This window comes from Salipiger abyssi (assembly GCF_017311415.1).
GTDB classification, from domain to species: domain Bacteria; phylum Pseudomonadota; class Alphaproteobacteria; order Rhodobacterales; family Rhodobacteraceae; genus Salipiger; species Salipiger abyssi_A.
This window is the reverse complement of sequence record NZ_JAEKIS010000001.1, coordinates 1-19,099: the sequence shown is the minus strand read 5'-3', so window position 1 is coordinate 19,099 and position 19,099 is coordinate 1. Positions and strand designations below refer to the sequence as shown.

General features: G+C 62.9%; 15 protein-coding genes and 3 pseudogenes. 5 read left to right on the top strand and 13 right to left on the bottom strand.

Features of this window, described 5'->3' with window-relative positions:
• The first annotated feature begins 231 nt into the window (after positions 1-231).
• Genes I6N89_RS00090 through I6N89_RS00080 form a run of 3 tightly spaced genes read left to right on the top strand, consistent with a single transcriptional unit; the run spans position 232 to position 2,310 of the window.
• Entirely contained in the window at positions 232-591 is a 360-nt protein-coding gene (locus I6N89_RS00090) for a hypothetical protein (RefSeq protein WP_131815021.1), read from the top strand.
• Entirely contained in the window at positions 566-1,546 is a 981-nt protein-coding gene (locus tag I6N89_RS00085; protein WP_093412528.1) for a hypothetical protein, read from the top strand. Before I6N89_RS00090 ends, I6N89_RS00085 begins: the two co-directional genes overlap by 26 nt.
• Positions 1,543-2,310: a hypothetical protein gene (locus tag I6N89_RS00080; protein WP_131815022.1), complete on the top strand. Its 768-nt coding sequence runs from the start codon at positions 1,543-1,545 to the stop codon at positions 2,308-2,310. The genes I6N89_RS00085 and I6N89_RS00080 overlap by 4 nt, the downstream gene beginning before the upstream one ends.
• Before the next feature lie 75 nt (positions 2,311-2,385).
• Here I6N89_RS00080 and I6N89_RS00075 read toward each other — a convergent pair whose 3' ends face one another.
• On the bottom strand, positions 2,386-2,664 hold the full coding sequence (locus I6N89_RS00075) for a hypothetical protein (RefSeq protein WP_131815023.1): 279 nt from the start codon (positions 2,662-2,664) through the stop codon (positions 2,386-2,388).
• A 186-nt stretch (positions 2,665-2,850) separates the two neighbouring features.
• On the opposite strand from I6N89_RS00075, the gene I6N89_RS00070 reads away from it, so the two are divergent.
• On the top strand, positions 2,851-4,143 hold the full coding sequence (locus I6N89_RS00070) for a reverse transcriptase domain-containing protein (RefSeq protein ID WP_207016255.1): 1,293 nt from the start codon (positions 2,851-2,853) through the stop codon (positions 4,141-4,143).
• A gap of 134 nt (positions 4,144-4,277) precedes the next feature.
• Here I6N89_RS00070 and I6N89_RS00065 read toward each other — a convergent pair whose 3' ends face one another.
• From I6N89_RS00065 to I6N89_RS00055, 3 genes are all read right to left on the bottom strand, one after another.
• Positions 4,278-5,204 (bottom strand): DUF2493 domain-containing protein, encoded by a 927-nt coding sequence (locus I6N89_RS00065; RefSeq protein WP_093412532.1) that lies wholly within the window; start codon positions 5,202-5,204, stop codon positions 4,278-4,280.
• A 307-nt stretch (positions 5,205-5,511) separates the two neighbouring features.
• Entirely contained in the window at positions 5,512-6,558 is a 1,047-nt protein-coding gene (locus I6N89_RS00060) for a DUF7146 domain-containing protein (protein WP_207016253.1), read from the bottom strand.
• Positions 6,558-10,880 (bottom strand): strawberry notch-like NTP hydrolase domain-containing protein, encoded by a 4,323-nt coding sequence (locus I6N89_RS00055; protein ID WP_207016251.1) that lies wholly within the window; start codon positions 10,878-10,880, stop codon positions 6,558-6,560. The genes I6N89_RS00060 and I6N89_RS00055 overlap by 1 nt, the downstream gene beginning before the upstream one ends.
• Positions 10,881-11,113: 233 nt before the next feature.
• On the opposite strand from I6N89_RS00055, the gene I6N89_RS00050 reads away from it, so the two are divergent.
• Positions 11,114-12,658 carry a Fic family protein gene (locus I6N89_RS00050; protein ID WP_207016249.1) on the top strand — a complete coding sequence of 515 codons (1,545 nt, stop codon included), beginning with the start codon at positions 11,114-11,116 and terminating at the stop codon, positions 12,656-12,658.
• A gap of 11 nt (positions 12,659-12,669) precedes the next feature.
• Here I6N89_RS00050 and I6N89_RS00045 read toward each other — a convergent pair whose 3' ends face one another.
• The 9 genes and pseudogenes from I6N89_RS00045 to I6N89_RS00005 all read right to left on the bottom strand — a co-directional run.
• Positions 12,670-13,314 (bottom strand): antitoxin of toxin-antitoxin stability system, encoded by a 645-nt coding sequence (locus I6N89_RS00045; protein WP_207016247.1) that lies wholly within the window; start codon positions 13,312-13,314, stop codon positions 12,670-12,672.
• Positions 13,307-13,724, bottom strand: a pseudogene (locus I6N89_RS00040) (hypothetical protein). The gene I6N89_RS00045 and the pseudogene I6N89_RS00040 overlap by 8 nt, the downstream one beginning before the upstream one ends.
• 65 nt (positions 13,725-13,789) lie before the next feature.
• A pseudogene (locus tag I6N89_RS00035) lies at positions 13,790-14,337 on the bottom strand (hypothetical protein).
• Between the two features lie 197 nt (positions 14,338-14,534).
• Complete coding sequence (locus I6N89_RS00030; protein ID WP_009573755.1) at positions 14,535-14,699, bottom strand: hypothetical protein; 165 nt, start codon at positions 14,697-14,699, stop codon at positions 14,535-14,537.
• Positions 14,700-15,097: 398 nt separating this feature from the next.
• The gene (locus I6N89_RS00025) at positions 15,098-15,421 is read right to left on the bottom strand and encodes a hypothetical protein (RefSeq protein ID WP_207016244.1); all 324 of its coding nucleotides are present in this window, start codon (positions 15,419-15,421) and stop codon (positions 15,098-15,100) included.
• Positions 15,422-15,517: 96 nt separating this feature from the next.
• Positions 15,518-17,644 (bottom strand): ParB/RepB/Spo0J family partition protein, encoded by a 2,127-nt coding sequence (locus tag I6N89_RS00020; RefSeq protein ID WP_207016242.1) that lies wholly within the window; start codon positions 17,642-17,644, stop codon positions 15,518-15,520.
• A 116-nt stretch (positions 17,645-17,760) separates the two neighbouring features.
• Positions 17,761-18,249 (bottom strand): RadC family protein, encoded by a 489-nt coding sequence (gene radC / locus I6N89_RS00015; RefSeq protein WP_076625046.1) that lies wholly within the window; start codon positions 18,247-18,249, stop codon positions 17,761-17,763.
• Positions 18,250-18,359: 110 nt separating this feature from the next.
• On the bottom strand, positions 18,360-18,755 hold the full coding sequence (locus I6N89_RS00010) for a DUF2958 domain-containing protein (protein ID WP_207016240.1): 396 nt from the start codon (positions 18,753-18,755) through the stop codon (positions 18,360-18,362).
• Positions 18,752-18,982 (bottom strand): annotated as a pseudogene (locus tag I6N89_RS00005) (zincin-like metallopeptidase domain-containing protein); the annotation flags it as partial. The gene I6N89_RS00010 and the pseudogene I6N89_RS00005, both read right to left, overlap by 4 nt.
• Between the last annotated feature and the right edge of the window lie 117 nt (positions 18,983-19,099).

Genomic DNA, 19,099 nt, shown 5'->3' with positions numbered 1-19,099 from the left:
GATCCGCGCTGCGCTCTTTCACCTCCGGCCCATCGGGGACACCTGATTCTGGCGAGAGGAATGAACGGTTCCGGCTCAAAGCTGCGGCATTTGGGTAGGAAGAAAGGCAGTTCGCAGAGAGGATTGGACTTTCACGGCATTAATGGTGACAGTTACTTACCTAGGGCAATTGGCATGCACCAGGGGTGATAGTCTGATTTCCATCGCGAGACGAGTGTGAAGATGATTTCTATGAAGAACCGTAACAGCGAGAAGACCCTGCCGATATTGCTTCGATACGGCACCCCGCGTCGCAATGAACCATCCATGCCAGGCCGCTACTGCGACGAGTGTGAAATGTGGATGGTTCCGACGCAGGCGGGTGAACGCAACGCGATAGATATGCACAATTCTCAGCTTTCATTGGTGACTAAGACGTTAACGCATACCGAGCAGGACGATGAGTCGCTCTCAATGACCAACATGCTGCAGACCAAGACAGAGGCCAATCTGGAGCGGGAAGATCAAGCTTTAGGCGCTTTGGCTGCGTCACTTCAAACAAAAACGGATGCGGGACGGGAAGCCGATGATACGGCTGAAATGCTTGTCTAAGAATTCTGGCGGGGTTCTGCTCGCGACGAACAAGCAGGACATTACGACCGACTTTCTTGTGCGCGAGATGCGCAATCGTGGTGTGCCATTCGTTCGGATAAACACTGAGGACTTGCCTCAAGCGATCGTTACCTTCGCGGAGGACGCGACGCTAACTGGAACGATCTCGATCCGCGGTGTCGTTCACCCACTCGGTGGGTTCGTATCGGCTTACTACCGGCGCCCGGAGCCGCCTGAGCCCAAAAACGTCCAAGATGGCGAGGCTTACACCTACGCAGTACAGGAATGGAGCGCCACGACACGCAGCCTTTGGAACGCACTGGAGGGACGCTGGCTAAACTCGCCCTTCGCTATCCTACGTGCCGAGGACAAGCCTCGCCAGCTATCCGTAGCCCGTGCGTGCGGCCTGCCAGTTCCGCCCACCGTCATCGGAAACGACTTCGACGCCGCACGCGGCCTTTCGGAAAGGCACCGATGCGTGATCAAGCCACTGCGGCGCGCTTTGGTCGACGCACCCAATGGACCTGGGCAGGTTATTTTCACGTCAGAGTTGGCTAGTCTGTGCGAGGGGGAGCGTGAGGCATTTGAGGCCGTCCCAGTAATCGTCCAATCGCTGATCCCCAAACGTCGCGATCTCCGCGTCACCATTGTGGATCAAGTCGCAATTGCAGTCGCGATCCATTCTCAAGTGCACGAAGAAACTCGCGTCGATTGGCGGCGCGGTGGACGGACGGATCTTGTCCACGAACGCGTCACTCTCCCAACCGAAGTTGCGAAGGCTTGTGTGGCGGTGGTTCAGAGGCTCGATTTACGCTTCGCGGCCGTGGACCTAGTCGAAGATTGCAACGGGAAGTTCTGGTTTCTTGAGGCCAACCCGAACGGTCAATGGGCATGGCTGGAGCAAGTTGAAGGCGTGTCGATCGCGTCGGCGCTCGTGGACGCTTTAGTCAAATGAGCGAACCTCATAACGTTAGAAGGGCAGCCAGAGCCATCCTCAACGTAATCTTCCCTCATGCGTCAGGAGCCGTCGCAGAGCCACCGGAAAGAGTCGTCACAACTGAATTGCTCGCTACGAATGCCGAGTTTGCGATGGAGATGGCAATCAACCTGCACGACGCAGAGGTTCGGCGGCGGCAGAGCGCGGATACAAAGGCCGCGCTCTATCTGGCTTTCCTCGCGGCAGTTATTCCCGTGATTGGCACTTTGAGTCCAACCTTTTCTGACCGCTTCCGCAACCCTGTGCTGGCCATCGAGATAGCGCTCTTCGCCTTGGTCCTAATCTACGTTCTGATGGCCGGATGGTATGCCGCACGCGCGACCATGCCGAGCGTGCTTCATTCGATAGGGGAGGCCGATTTATCAGAGGTCTTTAGTGATAAAGATACCCGAGCAGCGACAGCCATTAAGTTGATTGATGCTACAAGGCTGAACTACCCACTAAACAATAAGAAGATTACCTATGTTCGATTGACGCAGGCACATATCTTTCGCGCATTCCTTTCCATCATGCTAATCGTTGCCGTCGATTGGGGGACCAGTGTGGCGACTGTGATCTTCGAGGAAAGGCAGGGAGCGAGCGAAGTACTAGAAGAAGGTGTTTGCTCCCTGATTGACCTACCGCATGTACCTGTCGATGGTGTCCTGAGCTATCGCATTCCAACACTTGGCGATGCCCCGTCCTGCTTGCCCTTATCGATGGGTGCGAGCTTAGCTGAATGATCGATTGCCACGCTATAAAGGCTTAGGGCCGATCCGGCTGAAGCCACATTTTCGCAGGCCAGAGCCTCACCCTAGTCAAAGAACGAGTTTCAATTTCCAGCGCAAAGCCGTCATTAATACTTTGCCCACTGAAAGCCCTACGACGTCGTCTTCGAGTGAATGCTGTCCAAATTTCCAGAAAATGCTCCTTGCAGTCTTGCATGGCGGGAATCCGCTCACTACATCGCATTTGCCTGCGGGAATTGGCTTGCGGGTTTGGCCGTTGAACTTGTCAACCTCTTTATGGTGACCTGGCAGCACGATGCCGAACAGCATCGCCGCGACCAGAGCCAGACTGAATGAGACACTGAGCATCGCTCGGACCTCCACGGTTACATTATACCACCTCGCGTTTCGAGACCCGTGTCTGCGAGGCGTTCGGAGAAGACACGCTGAACGTATACGCTGACAGAAGGTGGCGTGCGTTCGGGGGACGCCCGGCCTGAAAACCGGAGCCCAGGGTCAGGGCCAGTCCTCCGAACTCTGCGACAAGGAGGTTCAATGTCGCTCGATTGGTTTAAGTCCAGAGGCTACCGCCATTTCGATCTGCCCGTAGGCGAGAAGTTCGCCGGTAAGGTGATGGACCCCGGCTTCGTGCTCAAGCACTCGTTCCTCCCTCTCCTGCACTACACCAAGTCAGAAAAACGCTACAAGAAGTGCCCAAAGACCGGTACCCGGACGATCACCTCGAAAGATCGCCCTATCAAGTATGCATCGCATCGGGACGCCTGCATACTTTCCTTCTATGCCAGAGAGATGAATAAGTTGCTGGACGCCCATTATGACGCCGCAGGTCTGTCCGACAGCGTTCTGGCCTATCGTGCCCTCGGACGCGGAAACTACGATTTCTCAGCAGAGGTGTTTGCGTATGCCAAGACCCATGCCCCTGTCACGATACTGGCTTTCGACGTCAGTAGCTTCTTCGACAACCTTGACCACGCACTCCTGAAGCGCCGCCTGAAGGCCTTGCTGGGCGTAGCGTCGCTCCCCGAACACTGGATGCGAGTATTTCGATCAATTACCGCCTTCCACTACGTCGATATGGAAGAGCTTAAGGCGAACCCAACATTCTCCACTCGGCTCAAGGAAAACAGCCGGGTCAGGATCGCCAGTGTCGAAGAACTCAAAGCCAATGGCATCAAGTTCCACCCGAACCCGGAACTGGCAAAAGGCTATCGGAGAGGTGTTCCTCAGGGCACGCCGATCAGTGCAGCCGTGTCGAACCTATACATGATCGATTTCGACACGGCGGCACGCGCCTACTGCGACAGCATTGGCGCACTCTATCGCCGGTATTCAGACGACATTTTGGTAATCTGTGACCCTACTCACGCCAAAGCTGCCGAAGCAAAGATCATGGATCTAATCAAGGCAGAGAAGCTCGAGATATCACCACATAAAACCGAAAGGACCGAATTCACAGGCACGGGCGCAGTCGTAGGGAAAGCAGCTCAATACCTTGGCTTCGCGCTGCACGAATCCGGGCCAACCATCAGAGAAAGCTCACTCGCTCGCCAGTGGCGGAAGATGCGAAGAGCGGTGCGTCGGACCCGCAAGATCGCAGAGCGGAACATCGCTTCTGGAAAGTCTACAAAGGCACACACCAAGCGCCTGTATCGCCGCTTCACCCATCTGAAGGTGCGCGATGAAGAGGGGCTTCGTATCGTCAGAAATTTTTCTTCCTATGGCCGCCGAAGCGCCGCCGCATTCGCGGGCGATGAGAAGATCTCTCAGCAAGTTAAACGCTTTGAACGGGCAGCACTTCGCGAAATTGAGATGCTCAAGAAGCTATGAGAAGGTGGTAAGACCAACCTATTCGCCGTTTCACCTCTATTCCAGTCGTTCATTCGATCTGCAGCGAATATCGGCTCTCCGCCCACCGTAACGGAAGCAGGAAGCTGCGCGGTCATTTCGTGGAAGTGCAGCGCTCACGCGCTGCCCTTTGCGAGGCGGTAGACTGGAACGCCAATCTTGCGAGCCTTGTCGGCGAGATTTTCCTGGATACCCGTGCCGGGGAAGACGATGACCCCGATCGGCATCGTGTCGAGCATCCGGTCGTTGCGCTTGAACGGCGCAGCCTTGGCGTGTTTCACCCAGTCGGGCTTGAAGGCGACCTGCGGCACCTTGCGATTGTGGGCCCAGGTCGCGGCGATGCGTTCGGCGCCTTTCGGGCTGCCGCCGTGCAGGAGCACCATGTCGGGGTGCTTGGCATGAACCTGATCGAGCCTGTCCCAGATCAGCCGGTGATCGGTGGTATCTCCGCCCGAGAAGGCAATCTTCGGCCCGGCGGGCAAAATCAGCTCGTTGTCGGCCTTGCGTTTGGCGGCGATGAAGTCGCGACTGTCGATCATGGCCGAGGTCATCTGGCGATGGTTGACCCGTGATCCGGAGCGCGGCGACCAGGGCGTGCCTGTGGTGCGCAGGAAGAGGTCGGCGGCAGTGTCGCGGAAGGTCTCCATGCTGTCGCGGCGCTCGATCAGGTTTTGTCCGATGCCGATCAGGGTCTCCAACTGGACAGATTTCACCTCGCTTCCGTCCTGTTCGCGCTGAAGGCGCTTCTGGGCCTGCTCGTTATCGTCGAGTTTGCGTTCGATCCGCTCGACGGCGCGGTGGAAGGTATTGACGGTGGACCACATGATCTCGTCGAGGTCGAAATCGAGGCTGGTGTCGGCCATGGTGGAGATCAGGGCATCGAAGATGTCGGCAACCGCGCCCTGGATGGCGGTATCCTCGGGCGTGATCCGAGGGTCGGCCTCGCCCTCGGCAGGACGGTAACCGTAGAGTTCGAGCGCGTCGATGACATGGGCGGTGGGAGACGTGCTGTGATCGGGTTCGAATTCGTCATGGGCATACATGGGATGTGTCCTTCGGCTGGACCGCGACCGTCGCGGCCTTGATGGCGACGACAAGCCCACGGGCGCTCCGGCCTGGCAGCCCGAGCCCTTTGCGAGGGCCTTGATGGCAAAGCCCGGCTGATTTGCTTCGCGCTGTAAAGGCGGGCTTGCCCGCCGACGGAAATCAGTTGGGCGCTGCCATTGCCGGGCCGGAGCGTTTGTGGGCCGCTCGCCCTCTCAAGAAGGCCAAGGCGCGGTCACCTTGCCGAGGTGCAACACCCCCTTGCCCATGGCGGGATCAGTCATCCCCGCTCACGGCCCTCTCTGGCTATGACGCAAGCGCCATGAAGCGGCTGACGTCTTCGGGAGCGATTTGCACCCGGATCTGCGCCCGAAGCGCCTCCAGTCCGAAGCTGACGAGATCGTCGTTGAAATCTCCCAGCATGGGCGAAAGCGTGATCGCCTCGATCCCGGCCCCAATGGCCCGGTCCACCAGGCTGTCCCGCGCGGCGTTACCTGCCGGATCGTTGTCGCGGACGATATAGAGCCTGCGCAGATGCGGGGAGAACTGGATGGCGGAGAGATGCCCGGCTGAAAGTGCGGAGGCCATCGGCAGAAACGGCAATGCCTGCCGCAGCGAGAGGATGGTTTCAATCCCCTCGCCTGCCGCCATGACATCCTGCGCCTCGCCAAACCGGACAGCGTTTCCGTGCAGCTCTCCCATCGCCTTTCTCGGCGGATCGACCAGCGCTTTCCCAGAGCCGTCCCGTTGGAGCCAGGTGCGATGCGCGCCGGTGATCCTGCCATCGGGGTCGGTGACGGCGGCAATCATGGCGGGCCAGGTTTCGGTTGGGTCGCCGCCCTCCGGCCGCCAGTAGCAGGTCGGATGGAAACGCAGATTTTCGGTTTCGCGTAAATCCGCAATGCCGCGTTGCCGTAAGTACGCCTCTGCGAGACTGCCGGTGAGCGGCTGCGTCATGCGCCAGAGGCGACGGGCGGCTTCGGACGATCCAGATGGTGCTGGCGGTGTTCGCGATCGGCGGGACTTTGGCTCCGGTTCGGGATGCGGCAGGCTGAGGAAGCGGCGGGCTTCCTCGGCAACGTCGGCAAAATCGATGAGGCCGAGGCTTTCGCCGATCACGTCGAGCAGATCGCCATGTTCCCCGCTCTGCGCATCGGTCCATTTGCCGGCTGCGCCCTTGCCAGACTCCGGCCCGGTCAGACGGACGAACATGGAGCGGCCGGGACTGTTCTGGACATCTCCAACCTGCCAGTAATTGCCCTGCCTGCGACCGTTCGACAGGTAGTGCCGACACACCGCCTCCGCTTGTCGGCCGAGACGCTGCGCCAGCTCGGAAGCGTTGAGACGTGCCATCACGCAGCCCCCCGCTCGGAAATGCGCTCGATCGGGAAACGGTCGAGCAGTTTGCCGATGATCGCCGGCCCCGATGCGTCCACCGGCACGAAGAAGCGCAGCTTCCAGGAGATGATCTCACTGAAGAGGCCATAGGCCCGCATCCGGTCACGCATCGCGTCAGTAAAGCCGGTCAGTTCGATCCGGTTGGCGCCCATGACCCGGACACGGCGCAGTTGCAGCCCCTCAGCCAGATCAAGAATCGTGCGACCTTCGATCAGCGCGGAAAAGGCGGCATCCGGTGTCAGGCTGCTGGTTACACCACTTGTCGAGGCATTGGCAGCCCATGCCGGCGATACCCGGCGACCGATGATGCGTTCGCCCTCGTCGGTCTGGAGCCGATAGACGCGGGAGGAGTCCTGCGGCAGGCGTTTCCAGATCGGCAGCAGCAGCCCCGTCACCATATGCAGGATGGTGTCGGTGAACTCCGGCACCTCGGCCAGTTCCGCCTTCCAGGCCGCGCTGAAGGCGGCACGGTCGGCCTCAAGCCAATGGGTCTCGCCCATCGCGCGCACCGGAATGTTCATCGCCTCCATCGGCCGGATCAGCCGCACACGCCATTCGATCTCACCATCATCCAGCATGACGCTGGTGGTCGGGATCTGCACGGCGGCACGACCGGATCGCTCATTGATGAGCAATTTGGCACGCGGATCACTCAGTTCCGCGAGGGCTGCATCGAGCGTGACCGGCTGATTGCGTTTGCGCTCGGTGAGCGTCAGGAGCCGGGTTTCCGCGCCGGTGCTGAGATGGGTGTGGATCACCTGCCGGTCCGTGACGATGAAGCTTTCGGCACGCAGCGTCTCCAGCCCCATGTCATAGGTGCCGGATGCAATCGCCCCGTTGATCCGGGCCTGCAGAAGCTGCTCGAAGGCCGAGAACAGGACGCCCTGCAACTCGATGGTCAGCGCCAGAAGACGGTTCAGGAAGGTGGTGATCGGCGGCAGGTCGTCCTTGATGCCGTTCGCGCCCATCAGATTCAGGCCGGTGGCGGACTCAAACCGTTCGAGTGAGCATCCCTCGACCTTGCCCCGCACGAGCAGCAGATAGAGCTGGCGCAGCGCATCGCGGGCATAGGCGGATTCCAGATTGTCCTCGGGCCGGAACAGGCCCTGACCACCGGTCTGGCGCTGGCCGCGGGTGATTGCGCCCAGCGTGTCGAGACGGCGGGCGATCGTGCTGAGAAAGCGCTTCTCGGCCTTCACATCCGTGGCGATCGGCCGGAAGAGCGGTGGCTGCGCCTGATTGGTGCGGTTGGTGCGCCCCAGCCCCTGAATGGCGGTATCGGCCTTCCAGCCCGGTTCCAGCAGGTAATGCACCCGCAGCCGTTGGTTCCGCGCCAAAAGGTCCGCGTGATAGCTGCGCCCGGTGCCCCCGGCATCCGAGAAGACCAGAATGCGCTTCTGATCATCCATGAAGGCCGAGGTCTCGGCAAGGTTCGCGGAGGGCGCACGGTTCTCGACGGCCAGGCGTGCCGATGCGCCATCGCCCTTGCGCACGATGCGCCGGGACCGCCCCGTGACCTCCGCCACCACATCCGTGCCGAAGCGCTGCACGATCTGGTCGAGCGCGCTCGGAACCGGCGGCAGCGAGCCGAGCCGTTCGAGCATCTCGTCGCGCCGGGCCACGGCCTCGCGGCTCTCGACCGGCTGACCGTCCCGGAACACCGGTCGCGAAGAGAGGTTGCCTTCGCTGTCGGTGAAGGGTTCGTAGAGCTGCACCGGGAAGGAATGCTGCAAGTACGAGCCGACATATTCTCTCGGCGTGACATCGACGGAGATGTCGTTCCACTCCTCGGTGGGGATTTCCGCCAGCCGCCGTTCCATCAGTGCCTCGCCGGTGGAGACGATCTGGATGACGGCGGCATGGCCCGCCTCCAGATCGGCTTCGATCGAACGGATCAGCGTCGGGGTTTTCATCGAGGTCAGCAGGTGGCCGAAGAAGCGCTGCTTGGTGCTTTCAAAGGCCGAACGTGCCGCCGACTTGGCCTGGCGGTTCAACGTGCCTTCACTGCCGGTGATGTTGGCCGCCTCCATCGCCGCGTCCAGGTTTCCATGGATCACGGCGAACGCCGCAGCGTAAGCGTCATAGATGCGGCGCTGCTCATCCGTGAGCTTGTGCTCGACCAGCTCGTATTCCACGCCGTCATAGGAGAGCGAGCGCGCGGTATAGAGGCCGAGAGAACGCAAATCGCGAGCCAGCACTTCCATGGCCGCCACGCCGCCGGCCTCGATCGCCTCGACGAACTCGGCGCGGGTCTGAAACGGGAAATCCTCGCCACCCCAGAGACCGAGCCGTTGTGCATAGGCGAGGTTGTGGACGGTCGTGGCCCCGGTTGCCGAGACATAGACCACGCGGGCATCCGGCAGGGCATGCTGGAGCCGCAGGCCTGCGCGTCCCTGCTGCGAAGCGGCGATATCGCCGCGGTCTCCCTTGCCGCCACCGGCATTCTGCATCGCATGGCTTTCGTCGAAAATGATGACCCCATCGAAGTCCCTGCCCAACCATTCGACGATCTGCTTCACGCGCGAAACCTTCTCTCCGCGGTCGACGGAGCGCAGCGTGGCATAGGTGGTAAACAGGATGCCTTCCGTCAGCGTGATCTTCGCGCCTTGAGGGAAGCGCGCGAGCGGCGTAACCAGCAGACGCTCCATGCCGAGCGCCGACCAGTCACGTTGCGCATCCTCGATCAGCTTGTCGGACTTGCTGATCCAGACCGCCTTGCGGCGACCGCGCAGCCAGTTGTCGAGGATGATTCCGGCCGACTGGCGCCCCTTGCCAGCGCCGGTGCCGTCACCGAGCATGAAGCCCCGGCGGAAACGGACGGCGCCGGCAGCATCCTCGGCGGCGGCGCGCACGTTGTCGAATTGCTCATCCATGGCCCAGGCCCCGGCGAGGTGATCGGCATGGGCTTCACCGGCATAGATCACCGTTTCAAGCTGGGCGTCCGACAGACGGGTACGGATGTCGGACGGCAGCATGGGCCGGTAGGACGGCTTTGGCGGCGCGACCGAGGCCATGGCAGCGGATTGCACCAGCCTGGTCGGGTGCGGCTCGGCGCCGGGGATGCGCAGCGATTGCAGCGCATATTCCTCATAGATCGCATCGGACAGCCGCGCGCCCTCGGGCGGTGTCCAATCCACGGTCTCATAGGCGAGGTCCACGCCCTTGGGATCGGACGCCGGTGCGGCGACAGGTCGGGACGCTGCGGCGCGAGCGAGATAGCCGCGTACGGTCTTCGGGGCAGTCGCCGGAGCGGGAGAAGAGACCTTCGGCAGCGACGCCGGCAAGCGCGGCGGAAGCTGGCTTTCGATCCAGCCGATCAGCGTGGCGATATCAGGCGCGATCCCTGCCGAGGCCGGGAAGACGGACGGATCGTCCGCTGGCAGCTTGTCGATGACGGTCAGCCGCGTGTCGATGCTGGTGCCGTGCTTGGCATAGACTGCGCCATCGATGGCCGCGGTGAAGACCACGCGGCCGCGTTCCTGCAGGCGCATGAAGGCCTCGCGCCAGGCTGGAGCTTCCGGTCCGAAGTTGGCGCCGGTGATCGTGACCAGCCGACCGCCGGGGGTGAGCCGGGCCAGCGCCGAGGCGACATGACGATATGTAGCATCCGCCATCCGTCCCTCGACATTGGCCATGACCGAAAATGGCGGGTTCATCAGCACCACGGAAGGAATGGCGTCCTGGGCCAGATGATCGTCGATCTGGGCGGCGTCGAACCGGGTGACGGGACAGGCCGGAAAGAGGGAAGCGAGAAGATCGGCGCGGGTGTCGGCGAGTTCGTTGAGGATCAGCGAGCCGCCGACGGTCTGGGCGAGAATCGCCATGAGGCCGGTGCCTGCCGAAGGCTCCAGCACCACGTCATCGGGAGTGATCGCGGCCGCGGTCAGGGCGGCAAAGCCGAGAGGCAGAGGCGTCGAAAACTGCTGGAAGCTCTGGCTTTCCTCGGAGCGCCGGGTCTGCGTCGCCAACAACCCCGCGATCTTCGCCAGAGGATCGAGCCGGGAAACCGGAGAACCGGCTTTGCGGAAAAGCGCCTTTCCGTATTTGCGCAGGAACAGAACCGTGGCGACTTCGCAGGCCTCGTAGGCCAGCTTCCAGTCCCAGACGCCGGTGGCGTCGGACGCACCGAAAGCGATCTCCATCGCACTGCGCAGGATCGCGGCATCGACGCGCTGACCGCGTTCGAGATGGGGAAGGATGAGATTGGCGGCAGCCAGGATCGCAGGCGCGGGCGCCAGCGGCGTGACCGGATCGGTCACGGGAGACGAGATGTTCATGTCGGGGATCCTCGGAGAGCGGGAGGGACAAGCCCGGACGGCGCTCTCTCTCGACCACCCGGACTCACCCCGTCCCGGCCCCTCTCTGACTCGGCCCCTCATGCCCCATCACCTCGCAGACCCGAGGGCGACAGCGCTCCACCATCAACTTTCGCAAGACCTCATTGATTGTAAGCGATATTCATGAGATATACCGACTTGAGATCAATCATCGGGACAAAGAACTGAATTTCATGAAGCAGGCGCAAAGGAATCCGTTTTCAGGTACCGTAACCGTTTTTCACGAGCGCTGGCTCCCCGAGGAGGCAACACCTGCGGGCTATGCTGCGCTGATCGATGCCTATGCGCTCGCAACGCCCCTGCCCCGGACACTTTCCGCTATCGGCCCACGTCACAAGGTCTACGCGGCCGACGGCTGGCGCCTCTACACGCCCCGCCATGAACCCGAGGCGAGCCTCATCGGTCATCTGACCTTCGCGCTGCGTTACGAGGGGCTGGATCTGGCAGTTCTCAAGCGGCTGTTCAAGACAACCGGCCCAGAGCCGATCCAGGCCATTGTCGAGGCTGCCCCGACGGGCAGCTACGCGCGCAGGATCTGGTTCCTCTATGAATGGCTCCTCGGCGCGGAATTGGATCTGCCCGACGCCACGCGTGGCAATTACGCGCCCGTGGTCGATGCCAAGCTCCAATGGGACGCAGAGGGCGCCCCCTCGCCGCGCCACCGGGTCCGCAACAACCTGCCCGGCACCCCGGATTTCTGCCCGATGATCTTCCGCACAGCGGCAATCGAAGCCTTCATCGCCCGCGATCTGGCAGCCGAGGCCCGCGCGGTGCTGGCCGAGGTGCCCGCCGATCTGCTCGCGCGCACGGCAGCCTTCCTGCTGCTCAAGGATTCACGGTCGAGTTTCCAGATCGAAGGCGAGAACCCGCCCCAGGATCGCATCCGGCGCTGGGGCCAGATCATCGGTGAAGCCGGGCGACATCCGATCGACCAGGCAGAGCTGGAACGCCTGCAACGTATCGTCATCGGCGATGCCCGCTTCGTCCATCTGGGCCTGCGGCAAGAGGGCGGCTTCATTGGCGAGCACGACCGCACGACCGGCGCCCCCCTGCCCGATCACGTCAGCGCCCGGCACGAAGACCTGCCTGCGCTGATCGCCGGGCTCGAAGCGTTCGACCGCGATATCGCCCCGGGGCTCGACCCTGTTCTGGCGGCTGCCGGCCTCGCCTTTGGCTTCGTCTATATCCACCCGTTTGAGGACGGCAACGGGCGCCTTCATCGCTACCTGATCCACCACGTGCTTGCGGCACGCGGCTTCAATCCGCCCGGGCTGGTCTTCCCGGTGTCGGCGGTGATCCTCGAACGGATCGAGGCCTATCGGCAGGTCCTCGAGAGCTATTCGCGTCGGCTGCTGCCCCATGTCAGCTGGCGCCCAACCGATCGCGGAAACGTCGAGGTGCTGAACGACACCTGCGATTTCTATCGCTTCTTCGATGCCACGCCCCATGCCGAATTCCTCTTCGCCTGCGTGGCCCAGACAATCGACCGTGACCTGCCGGCAGAGACCCGTTTCCTGCGTGCCTATGACGGGTTCAAGTTCCGCGTCTCGGGCCTGATCGACATGCCGGACCGCGTGCTCGACCTGCTGTTTCGCTTCCTGCACCAGAACGGTGGCAGACTCTCCGGACGAGCCCGAGCGAAAGAGTTCGCCGCTCTGACCGATGAGGAGGCTGACCGGATCGAAGCCATCTATGCGGAGTTGCAGGACGAGTTCTGAGGCGTTGCACCTTACCCGAACCGCTGCCCCGCCTCGGTGAACGTGTAGCCGTTGGCGATGATGGCCTCATCGACAACGTCATCCGACGACAGATAGTCAAACTCGCGCTCGAGCTGGCGATAGAGCCAGCGGGCGAGATCGCGCAGTGCCTCAATTATGGTGTCTTCAGCATCGGCGGTCATGCCCTGATACGACGGGCTGTCGTGCGCGACCGAGATCCCCATGCAATACTCATGGTAATAATGGCCGCGATGGGTGGCCTCGGCGCGAATCTGGTAGAAATTGCGCCGCTGGACCGCCTGCAGGGCATCGGCGATGCGGTGCAGCTCGGAGTCCTGCGGCGCGTATTCCCTGATCCGGCGCGGCGCGCCCTTGCGGTAGGCATAGAAGGTTTCGAAGCAGGCGCCATCGCCCTGGCTCCAGAAGCCGCGGAACCAGATGCAGGGGGCTTGCCGTGTGCCGCCGCCCATCAACCGGACGGGCCGGGTCTTCAGGTCGAGCCCGAGGATTTCGGCGACGCGCTGGAAATCCTCATAGACGGCATCGTACCAGTCATCGTCGAAGCCACCCTCACGATACCAGACGCGGGCTTTGTCCCTGGCTGCATCGGAAAGCTCGTCGAGGCGATAGACAGTGATCTCGATGACCTCACTCATAGGGATCGCCTCCACCCAGCACGGTGGAAAGCCAGCCGTCCGTGTAGATCCAGTCCACCGTCTCGCCGGCGGCGAGATCGAGGACGTGCGCTCCACCGCCGAACCCGTCCACACGCGGCTTCGAGCAGGTGTTGGCGTATTGCATTCCCCCAAAGGCCGGTCAGCCCGAACTCCTTCGCGCAGCGTTTGACGAATTGGATGACATGCTCGGGATCGCCGGTGCCATCATCGCGCATCCAGAGCTGGGTTCCGCCATGCTCGGGTTGAATGGAAAGCAGAAACCCGTCCGAAGGCGGATCCCCAGCGGCATTCTCATCCGAGAGCGCATTGTAGAGATCGAGCGCACGGGCGGCCTGCTCGGGGGTGCCCACATCGAGCAGGCAGGAGAAATGGGTGAAATAGTCGGCCATGATGGTCTCCGGGCATGACATGGCCCGGCGTGACACCGGGCCGAATGGGAAGGAAAGGGTGAAGCTCAGGCGGCCTGTGGCAGGCGGAGCAGATCGGCCGCGGTCTCGCGCCAGAAGGGATCAACCAACCGTGCCTCCAGCGCAGCGGCGCGGTAACGCAGCCGTCGCGCATCACCGGGCTCCGAGGCTAGGAATGCCATACCGCGCAGTCGGCTGGCCTCGGTCACAATACTGCGTGCCTCGGCATCGGATGCGGCCGGCCGCTGCCAGAGGATAATGCCGGCGCGGATTTCGCCGGCGAGGACCAGGCGCTGATCTCGGTCCTGAATGAGCAGGATGCGCGGCTGGAAATACGGGAAGCTATTCGGCCCCTGCAATTATCACCGCGCGACAGGCGCATGGCTGCGGCCTGGATGGCCTCCTCCGGCGACGGGCATTCCCCAAGCGGGATCACGCGGTCAAAGCTATTCGCCGCGTCACTGGCGTCATAGCTGGCGACGCCGAGGCAAGAGATGCGCAGCGGCAGCTTTTGCGACCGATACAGCGCGGGCAGAACATCAGCCGTCAGAATCTGGCCGATGGAGCGGAAGGTTTCGGAACGAGCATAGGTCATCGGGATCACTCCATGACGGGCGCCGGTGAGCCTCCCTCTCCAGCCCTCAACCCGTCACGGCCGAAAAGCCCGCACTCTTCCTCTCTGACCGGGCTTGTTCCCGGTTCCGCTACCGACGATGGGGATCATCGCAAGCCTGAAGGCCCGAAGCGCGGGCTACCGCGCTCGGGCCGTCGGGGATGAGGCGCTTTCGCGCCTTACTCCCATGGATCCAGTTCCAGCTTCACCATGTCCTCATCGCCATCGAATTCGTCGGCCGGCATGGCGCCGTGGGTTCCATCCCCGGCCTGGAACACGACGATCACGACCATCAGAGTGGTGGCGAGGCTGGCGGCGAAAGCGGTGGCATCTGCATAGGACATCGGGATTGGCTCCTGTCTCTGGAGGCGGGGGACCATCCCCCGCGCGACAGGCGCCCGACGTGTCTGACCGGATCTGCACTCACCCTCGGGCGTTCGGACTTTTTCCGAATCCCCGAGGGCGGCACGTCTGCGTAAGCCGACCCCTCCGGGGTTGAATGTCAAAGAGACGGATCAGACCAAGGTTAGCGAATGGAAGCGGGGGTGGTGTCTTGCATCCGACAGGTGCCGGAGCCCCCCACTGCAGATGTTTCGCCCTGCCAGCCCTTGCCGCCACGCTGGCATCAGGAGTGTGTTCGAGGACGGGGCGGAAACCGATGCCGAACATGATGAGCGGCACCGTGGTGAAGCTGGAATTGGTGCCATACAGGCCGACGACACGACGACCGCGGTGGCTATCTTCAGACGTGGACGGGCCTGAAGTCCCAGAGCCCATCGGCGATCTCGCGGGCGATCATGGCGCGCGCTCTCATCATCACGTCGTCACCGCTGGTGTCGATATGATCGTAGAACCGGGCAAGGCCGCCGTTCGCGGTCCAATCGGCGTAGCGGCAGTATTCTCGCCTTTCGAGACGGAAGGCGCGCATGTCGTCCGCCCAATGGGGCTTCGGCTCCACCACTACGGTGACGCCGTCGCATGTTTCCTCCCAGGGCAGCATGCGCTCGGATGGCGGACTGGCGCGGTTTTCATGGAATATTCGGTCGATATCGATCGTTGCAGGCATCAGGGTTCTCCAAAGAAAAAGCCCGGTCACGAGGACCGGGCGAGTTGCGGTAACGGAAGATGAGGCGGGGCAGCCAACGCCCCCCCCACCTGAGGATCATTCGGCAGCGACCATCGACTGCTCCTCGTCCTCCGTGGCGCATTCACCCTCGCCATCGCCGGCAAGGAATTCAGGCAGATCATCCGCCTCCGTGTCGCCCCCGGCATCCATCGCGATATCGGCATCGCGATCGACCATGCGCAGCGGCTCCGGAAGCCAGCCGGTTTCAGCCAGCAGGCGCTCGGCCTCCTTGGCCATATCGCCCTTCTTCAGATGGTCGATGAGCTGCGCCGCCCGTTCGCCGGCGCCTTCGCGCACCGCCTCGATGATCCGCGGCTTGGTCACGCGGCCGAGATAGTTGCCGACGGTCGGCCGCCAGCCCACCGCCACCATGTCGAGGCCCGTTGCCCGCGCCAGCCGGTCGGCCTGGGACAGGCGCACATCGAGCCCGTGCTGGCTGACGCCCATGCCGCCATAGGGGTTGGGCTTCTCGTGCAAGGCGTTGACGCCGAAACTGACGCAATGGGCGAGCAACTCCATCCGGGTGTCGTCGTCCTGACCGGAGAGCCAGTCCCAAAGCGCAGCATCGTCGGCAGGGATGTGATCGCCCCAGTGTTCGTGCCGCTCGGCGATGGCGCGCGCCGAGACGCTTTCGCCGATGTCGTCGGCTTGCGCCGGGAAATGAACCTCCCGGACATGGGCCTCCAGACACCCCTTGGTGGAATGCGGCAGGAAGAAATCGGTGACCAGCCGATGCAGCAGCGCCGTCATGGCGACATGCGGGTTCGCCGCCACGGCATCGCGGAGCGCCAGCGTGCGATGCGCGGTCAGCTCGCTGACCAGGCGGTCGGGCAGCGGCCGGATCGATTCGACCTCATCGTCCTCCTCGGGTTCGGTCGCCGTGCCACCCACCATGATGACCGCGCGCTGCACACCACCGGACTCGCCTCCCTCGGGAGAACACCCATCAGCACCCTGCCCTTCCTGACCTTCCATCGCCTCGTCGTCGGCACGGACATAGCCGCGCTCGACGGAGAGCTGGCCGTCGTGGCGGATGCTGACGAAGACACCTGCACGGGCCATCTGGTCGGCGTCATAGCGCATCGGCCGGGCCTCGAAGGCCTCCAGCGCCTCTTCGATCTCGCGGAGCCGCGAGTCCACCTCGTCGGGCAGTTCGTCGGCCTCGGCATATTGCGCCTCCAACGCGTCGAACTCGTCGCGGAGCTTTTCGCGCTCGGCACGCTCCTGGTCGGTCAGGTCGATGGTGGTGCCGACCAGACGGCGCATGCCGCTGGTATGGCCATAGGGGAAGTCCACGGCGACCTCGATCCACTTCCAGCCCTCGGCGGCGATGGTTTCTGCCTCGGCCTTCAGCTTCTCGCCGGCCAGCCGGTCGAGCAGCACCGGGTCCTGGAGCCAGCCGCCATCGTCCTGCTGGAAGAGATCGCGCAGCACATAGCCGCCCGCCGCCTCATAGGCCTCAATGCCGACGAAGATAGCCCGCTTGTCGGAGGCCCGCACCGTGGTCTCGGTCAGCATACGCCGGATCGTGTAAGGCTCCTTCTGCCAGCTGTCCTTGATCGCCGCCCAGACCTGTTCCTGCCGGGCATGGTCGTCGGAGATTGTGAAGGCCATGAGCTGTTCCAGCGTCATGCCGTCCTCCGCATAGGTCTCGAGCAGTGCCGGCGAGACCGAAACCAGGCGCAGACGTTGCTTCACCACCCTGGCGTCGACGAAAAAGGCGGCGGCGATTTCCTCCTCGCTCATTCCCTTCTCGCGAAGGACCTGGAAGGCGCGGAACTGGTCGAGCGGATGCAGCGGCGCGCGCTCGATGTTCTCCGCCAGAGACACCTCGTCGATCAGGATGTCGTCTCCGGCGTCCGAGACGACACAGGGCACCGGCGCGGTCTTGTTAAGGCGCTTCTGCTTCACCAGCAGCTCCAGCGCCCGGTAACGGCGGCCACCAGCCGGCACCTCGAAGAGGCCGGTCTCCTTGCCCTCCGCGTCGAGCTCGGGCCGGACATGCAGGGACTGGATCAACCCCCGGCGGGCGATGGACTCGGCCAGTTCCTCGACCGAGATACCGGCTTTCACGCGCCGGACGTTGGACTGGCTGAGCACCAGCTTGTTGAAGGGGATGTCGCGCGAGGACGACAGGGTGATCTTCTGCGTGGCAGTGGCCATGTCAGGGTCTCCATGACGGACGCCGGGGAGCCTCTCTCTCCGGCAACCAGCCCGTCACGAACCCCCCACCCTCCTTTCCCTCTCATGGCCGAGCCGCAGATGAACGCGCAGACCCATCAGAGCTCGCCGCGGGCGCGCAGGCTGGTCTCCCGGCCAGCCCCGGTGATGATGTGGTCGTGCAGTATCACCCCCAGGGACGCACAGGCGTTCCGGATTTCTTTTGTCATTGCGAGGTCGGCGGACGAGGGCTCGGGATCGCCGGCCGGATGATTATGGACGATGATCAGCGCCGAGGCATTGAGCGCCAGGCATCGCCGCAGCACCTCCCGGGGATAGACCGGGACATGATCGACCGTGCCGATGGCCAGGCATTCGTCTGAGATCAGCCGGTTCCTCCGGTCGAGATAGAGGACATGGAAGCGCTCCACATCGCCCCTGATGGTGAGGGCGCAGTAGTCGAGCACCGCCTGCCATGACGACAGGACAGGGTTCTGGTTGAGGTGGCGCAGCAGGATCTGCCGGGCCTCGTAGACCACGGCCTGCTCCTGGGCGGAGAACCGGAGCGGCTGTGCTTCGATGGCGGATGTTCTCGTGTTTCGTGTCATGGCGCTGTTCTCCGACGGGCAGCCGGCCGGGCGCCGAACTTTCACCGCGTCACGAGGAGAAGCGCCGCCCTCTTCCAGCGAAGAGCGCGGCGCGGAACCTGCAGAACCCCTCAGGAACGCGGGGACTCCGTGTCGACACGTGTCCCGCCTGGCAGACGGCCCGAGCGATAAAGCAGCCGCTCAGCATCGCGAATGCTGCTGGCCTCGCGGGCGGCCTCGGCCCAGACCGAGATCGGGAAATCCCCCGTGAACAGCAGATCCCGCTCGATACCCATGCCGAAGGGCAGCCGAATGGAGCGCAGTTCGTTGAGGCTCCATGAGCCAAGTTCGGGGTAGCCAATGTCGGCCAGGCCAAACATGATGTCGCCGTCCTCGTCGAGCTCGGTCGCAAGCCAGACACCGGCGCCGAAGGGATTGACGAATTTCACGACCGGAATGTGATCCTGATCGCGATCGCGGCCATTCGCCAGCAGCCGATTGCGCTGTGTATCGGTCAGGAGGATCATGCCGTGGCCCTCCCTTCCGTCGAGGTTTGCCGATCAACATCGGTGCTGTCGTCGGGCAGATGGGCCAGCAGCCAGTCGGCCGCCTTGCTGGCCTGCGAGGCGGCGCGGACGATGGCGCGGGAATCCTCGCGCATCACCTCCAGCCACGCGCCCAGGTAATCGGCGTGGCGCACCGTCGGGACGATCCCGAGCGAGGCGCAACAGAACGCGCTCGAAATCTCGGCAACATATCCTGACAGTCCAGCCCCATTCTGAAATTTTCCGGCAATGAGAACGGTTTTGGTCATGCCGCTACCTCCTCTGCATGGGGCTGCTGCGCATGCATCCAGTCGGCCGCCTGCTGC

Bases quoted from the DNA above. Each gene is read 5' to 3' on its own strand.
- I6N89_RS00090 (WP_131815021.1), top strand. From the start codon at position 232: ATGAAGAACCGTAACAGCGAGAAGACCCTGCCGATATTGCTTCGATAC.
- I6N89_RS00085 (WP_093412528.1), top strand. From the start codon at position 566: ATGATACGGCTGAAATGCTTGTCTAAGAATTCTGGCGGGGTTCTGCTC.
- I6N89_RS00080 (WP_131815022.1), top strand. From the start codon at position 1,543: ATGAGCGAACCTCATAACGTTAGAAGGGCAGCCAGAGCCATCCTCAAC.
- I6N89_RS00075 (WP_131815023.1), bottom strand. From the start codon at position 2,664: ATGCTCAGTGTCTCATTCAGTCTGGCTCTGGTCGCGGCGATGCTGTTC.
- I6N89_RS00070 (WP_207016255.1), top strand. From the start codon at position 2,851: ATGTCGCTCGATTGGTTTAAGTCCAGAGGCTACCGCCATTTCGATCTG.
- I6N89_RS00065 (WP_093412532.1), bottom strand. From the start codon at position 5,204: ATGTATGCCCATGACGAATTCGAACCCGATCACAGCACGTCTCCCACC.
- I6N89_RS00060 (WP_207016253.1), bottom strand. From the start codon at position 6,558: ATGGCACGTCTCAACGCTTCCGAGCTGGCGCAGCGTCTCGGCCGACAA.
- I6N89_RS00055 (WP_207016251.1), bottom strand. From the start codon at position 10,880: ATGAACATCTCGTCTCCCGTGACCGATCCGGTCACGCCGCTGGCGCCC.
- I6N89_RS00050 (WP_207016249.1), top strand. From the start codon at position 11,114: ATGAAGCAGGCGCAAAGGAATCCGTTTTCAGGTACCGTAACCGTTTTT.
- I6N89_RS00045 (WP_207016247.1), bottom strand. From the start codon at position 13,314: ATGAGTGAGGTCATCGAGATCACTGTCTATCGCCTCGACGAGCTTTCC.
- I6N89_RS00030 (WP_009573755.1), bottom strand. From the start codon at position 14,699: ATGTCCTATGCAGATGCCACCGCTTTCGCCGCCAGCCTCGCCACCACT.
- I6N89_RS00025 (WP_207016244.1), bottom strand. From the start codon at position 15,421: ATGCCTGCAACGATCGATATCGACCGAATATTCCATGAAAACCGCGCC.
- I6N89_RS00020 (WP_207016242.1), bottom strand. From the start codon at position 17,644: ATGGCCACTGCCACGCAGAAGATCACCCTGTCGTCCTCGCGCGACATC.
- radC (WP_076625046.1), bottom strand. From the start codon at position 18,249: ATGACACGAAACACGAGAACATCCGCCATCGAAGCACAGCCGCTCCGG.
- I6N89_RS00010 (WP_207016240.1), bottom strand. From the start codon at position 18,755: ATGATCCTCCTGACCGATACACAGCGCAATCGGCTGCTGGCGAATGGC.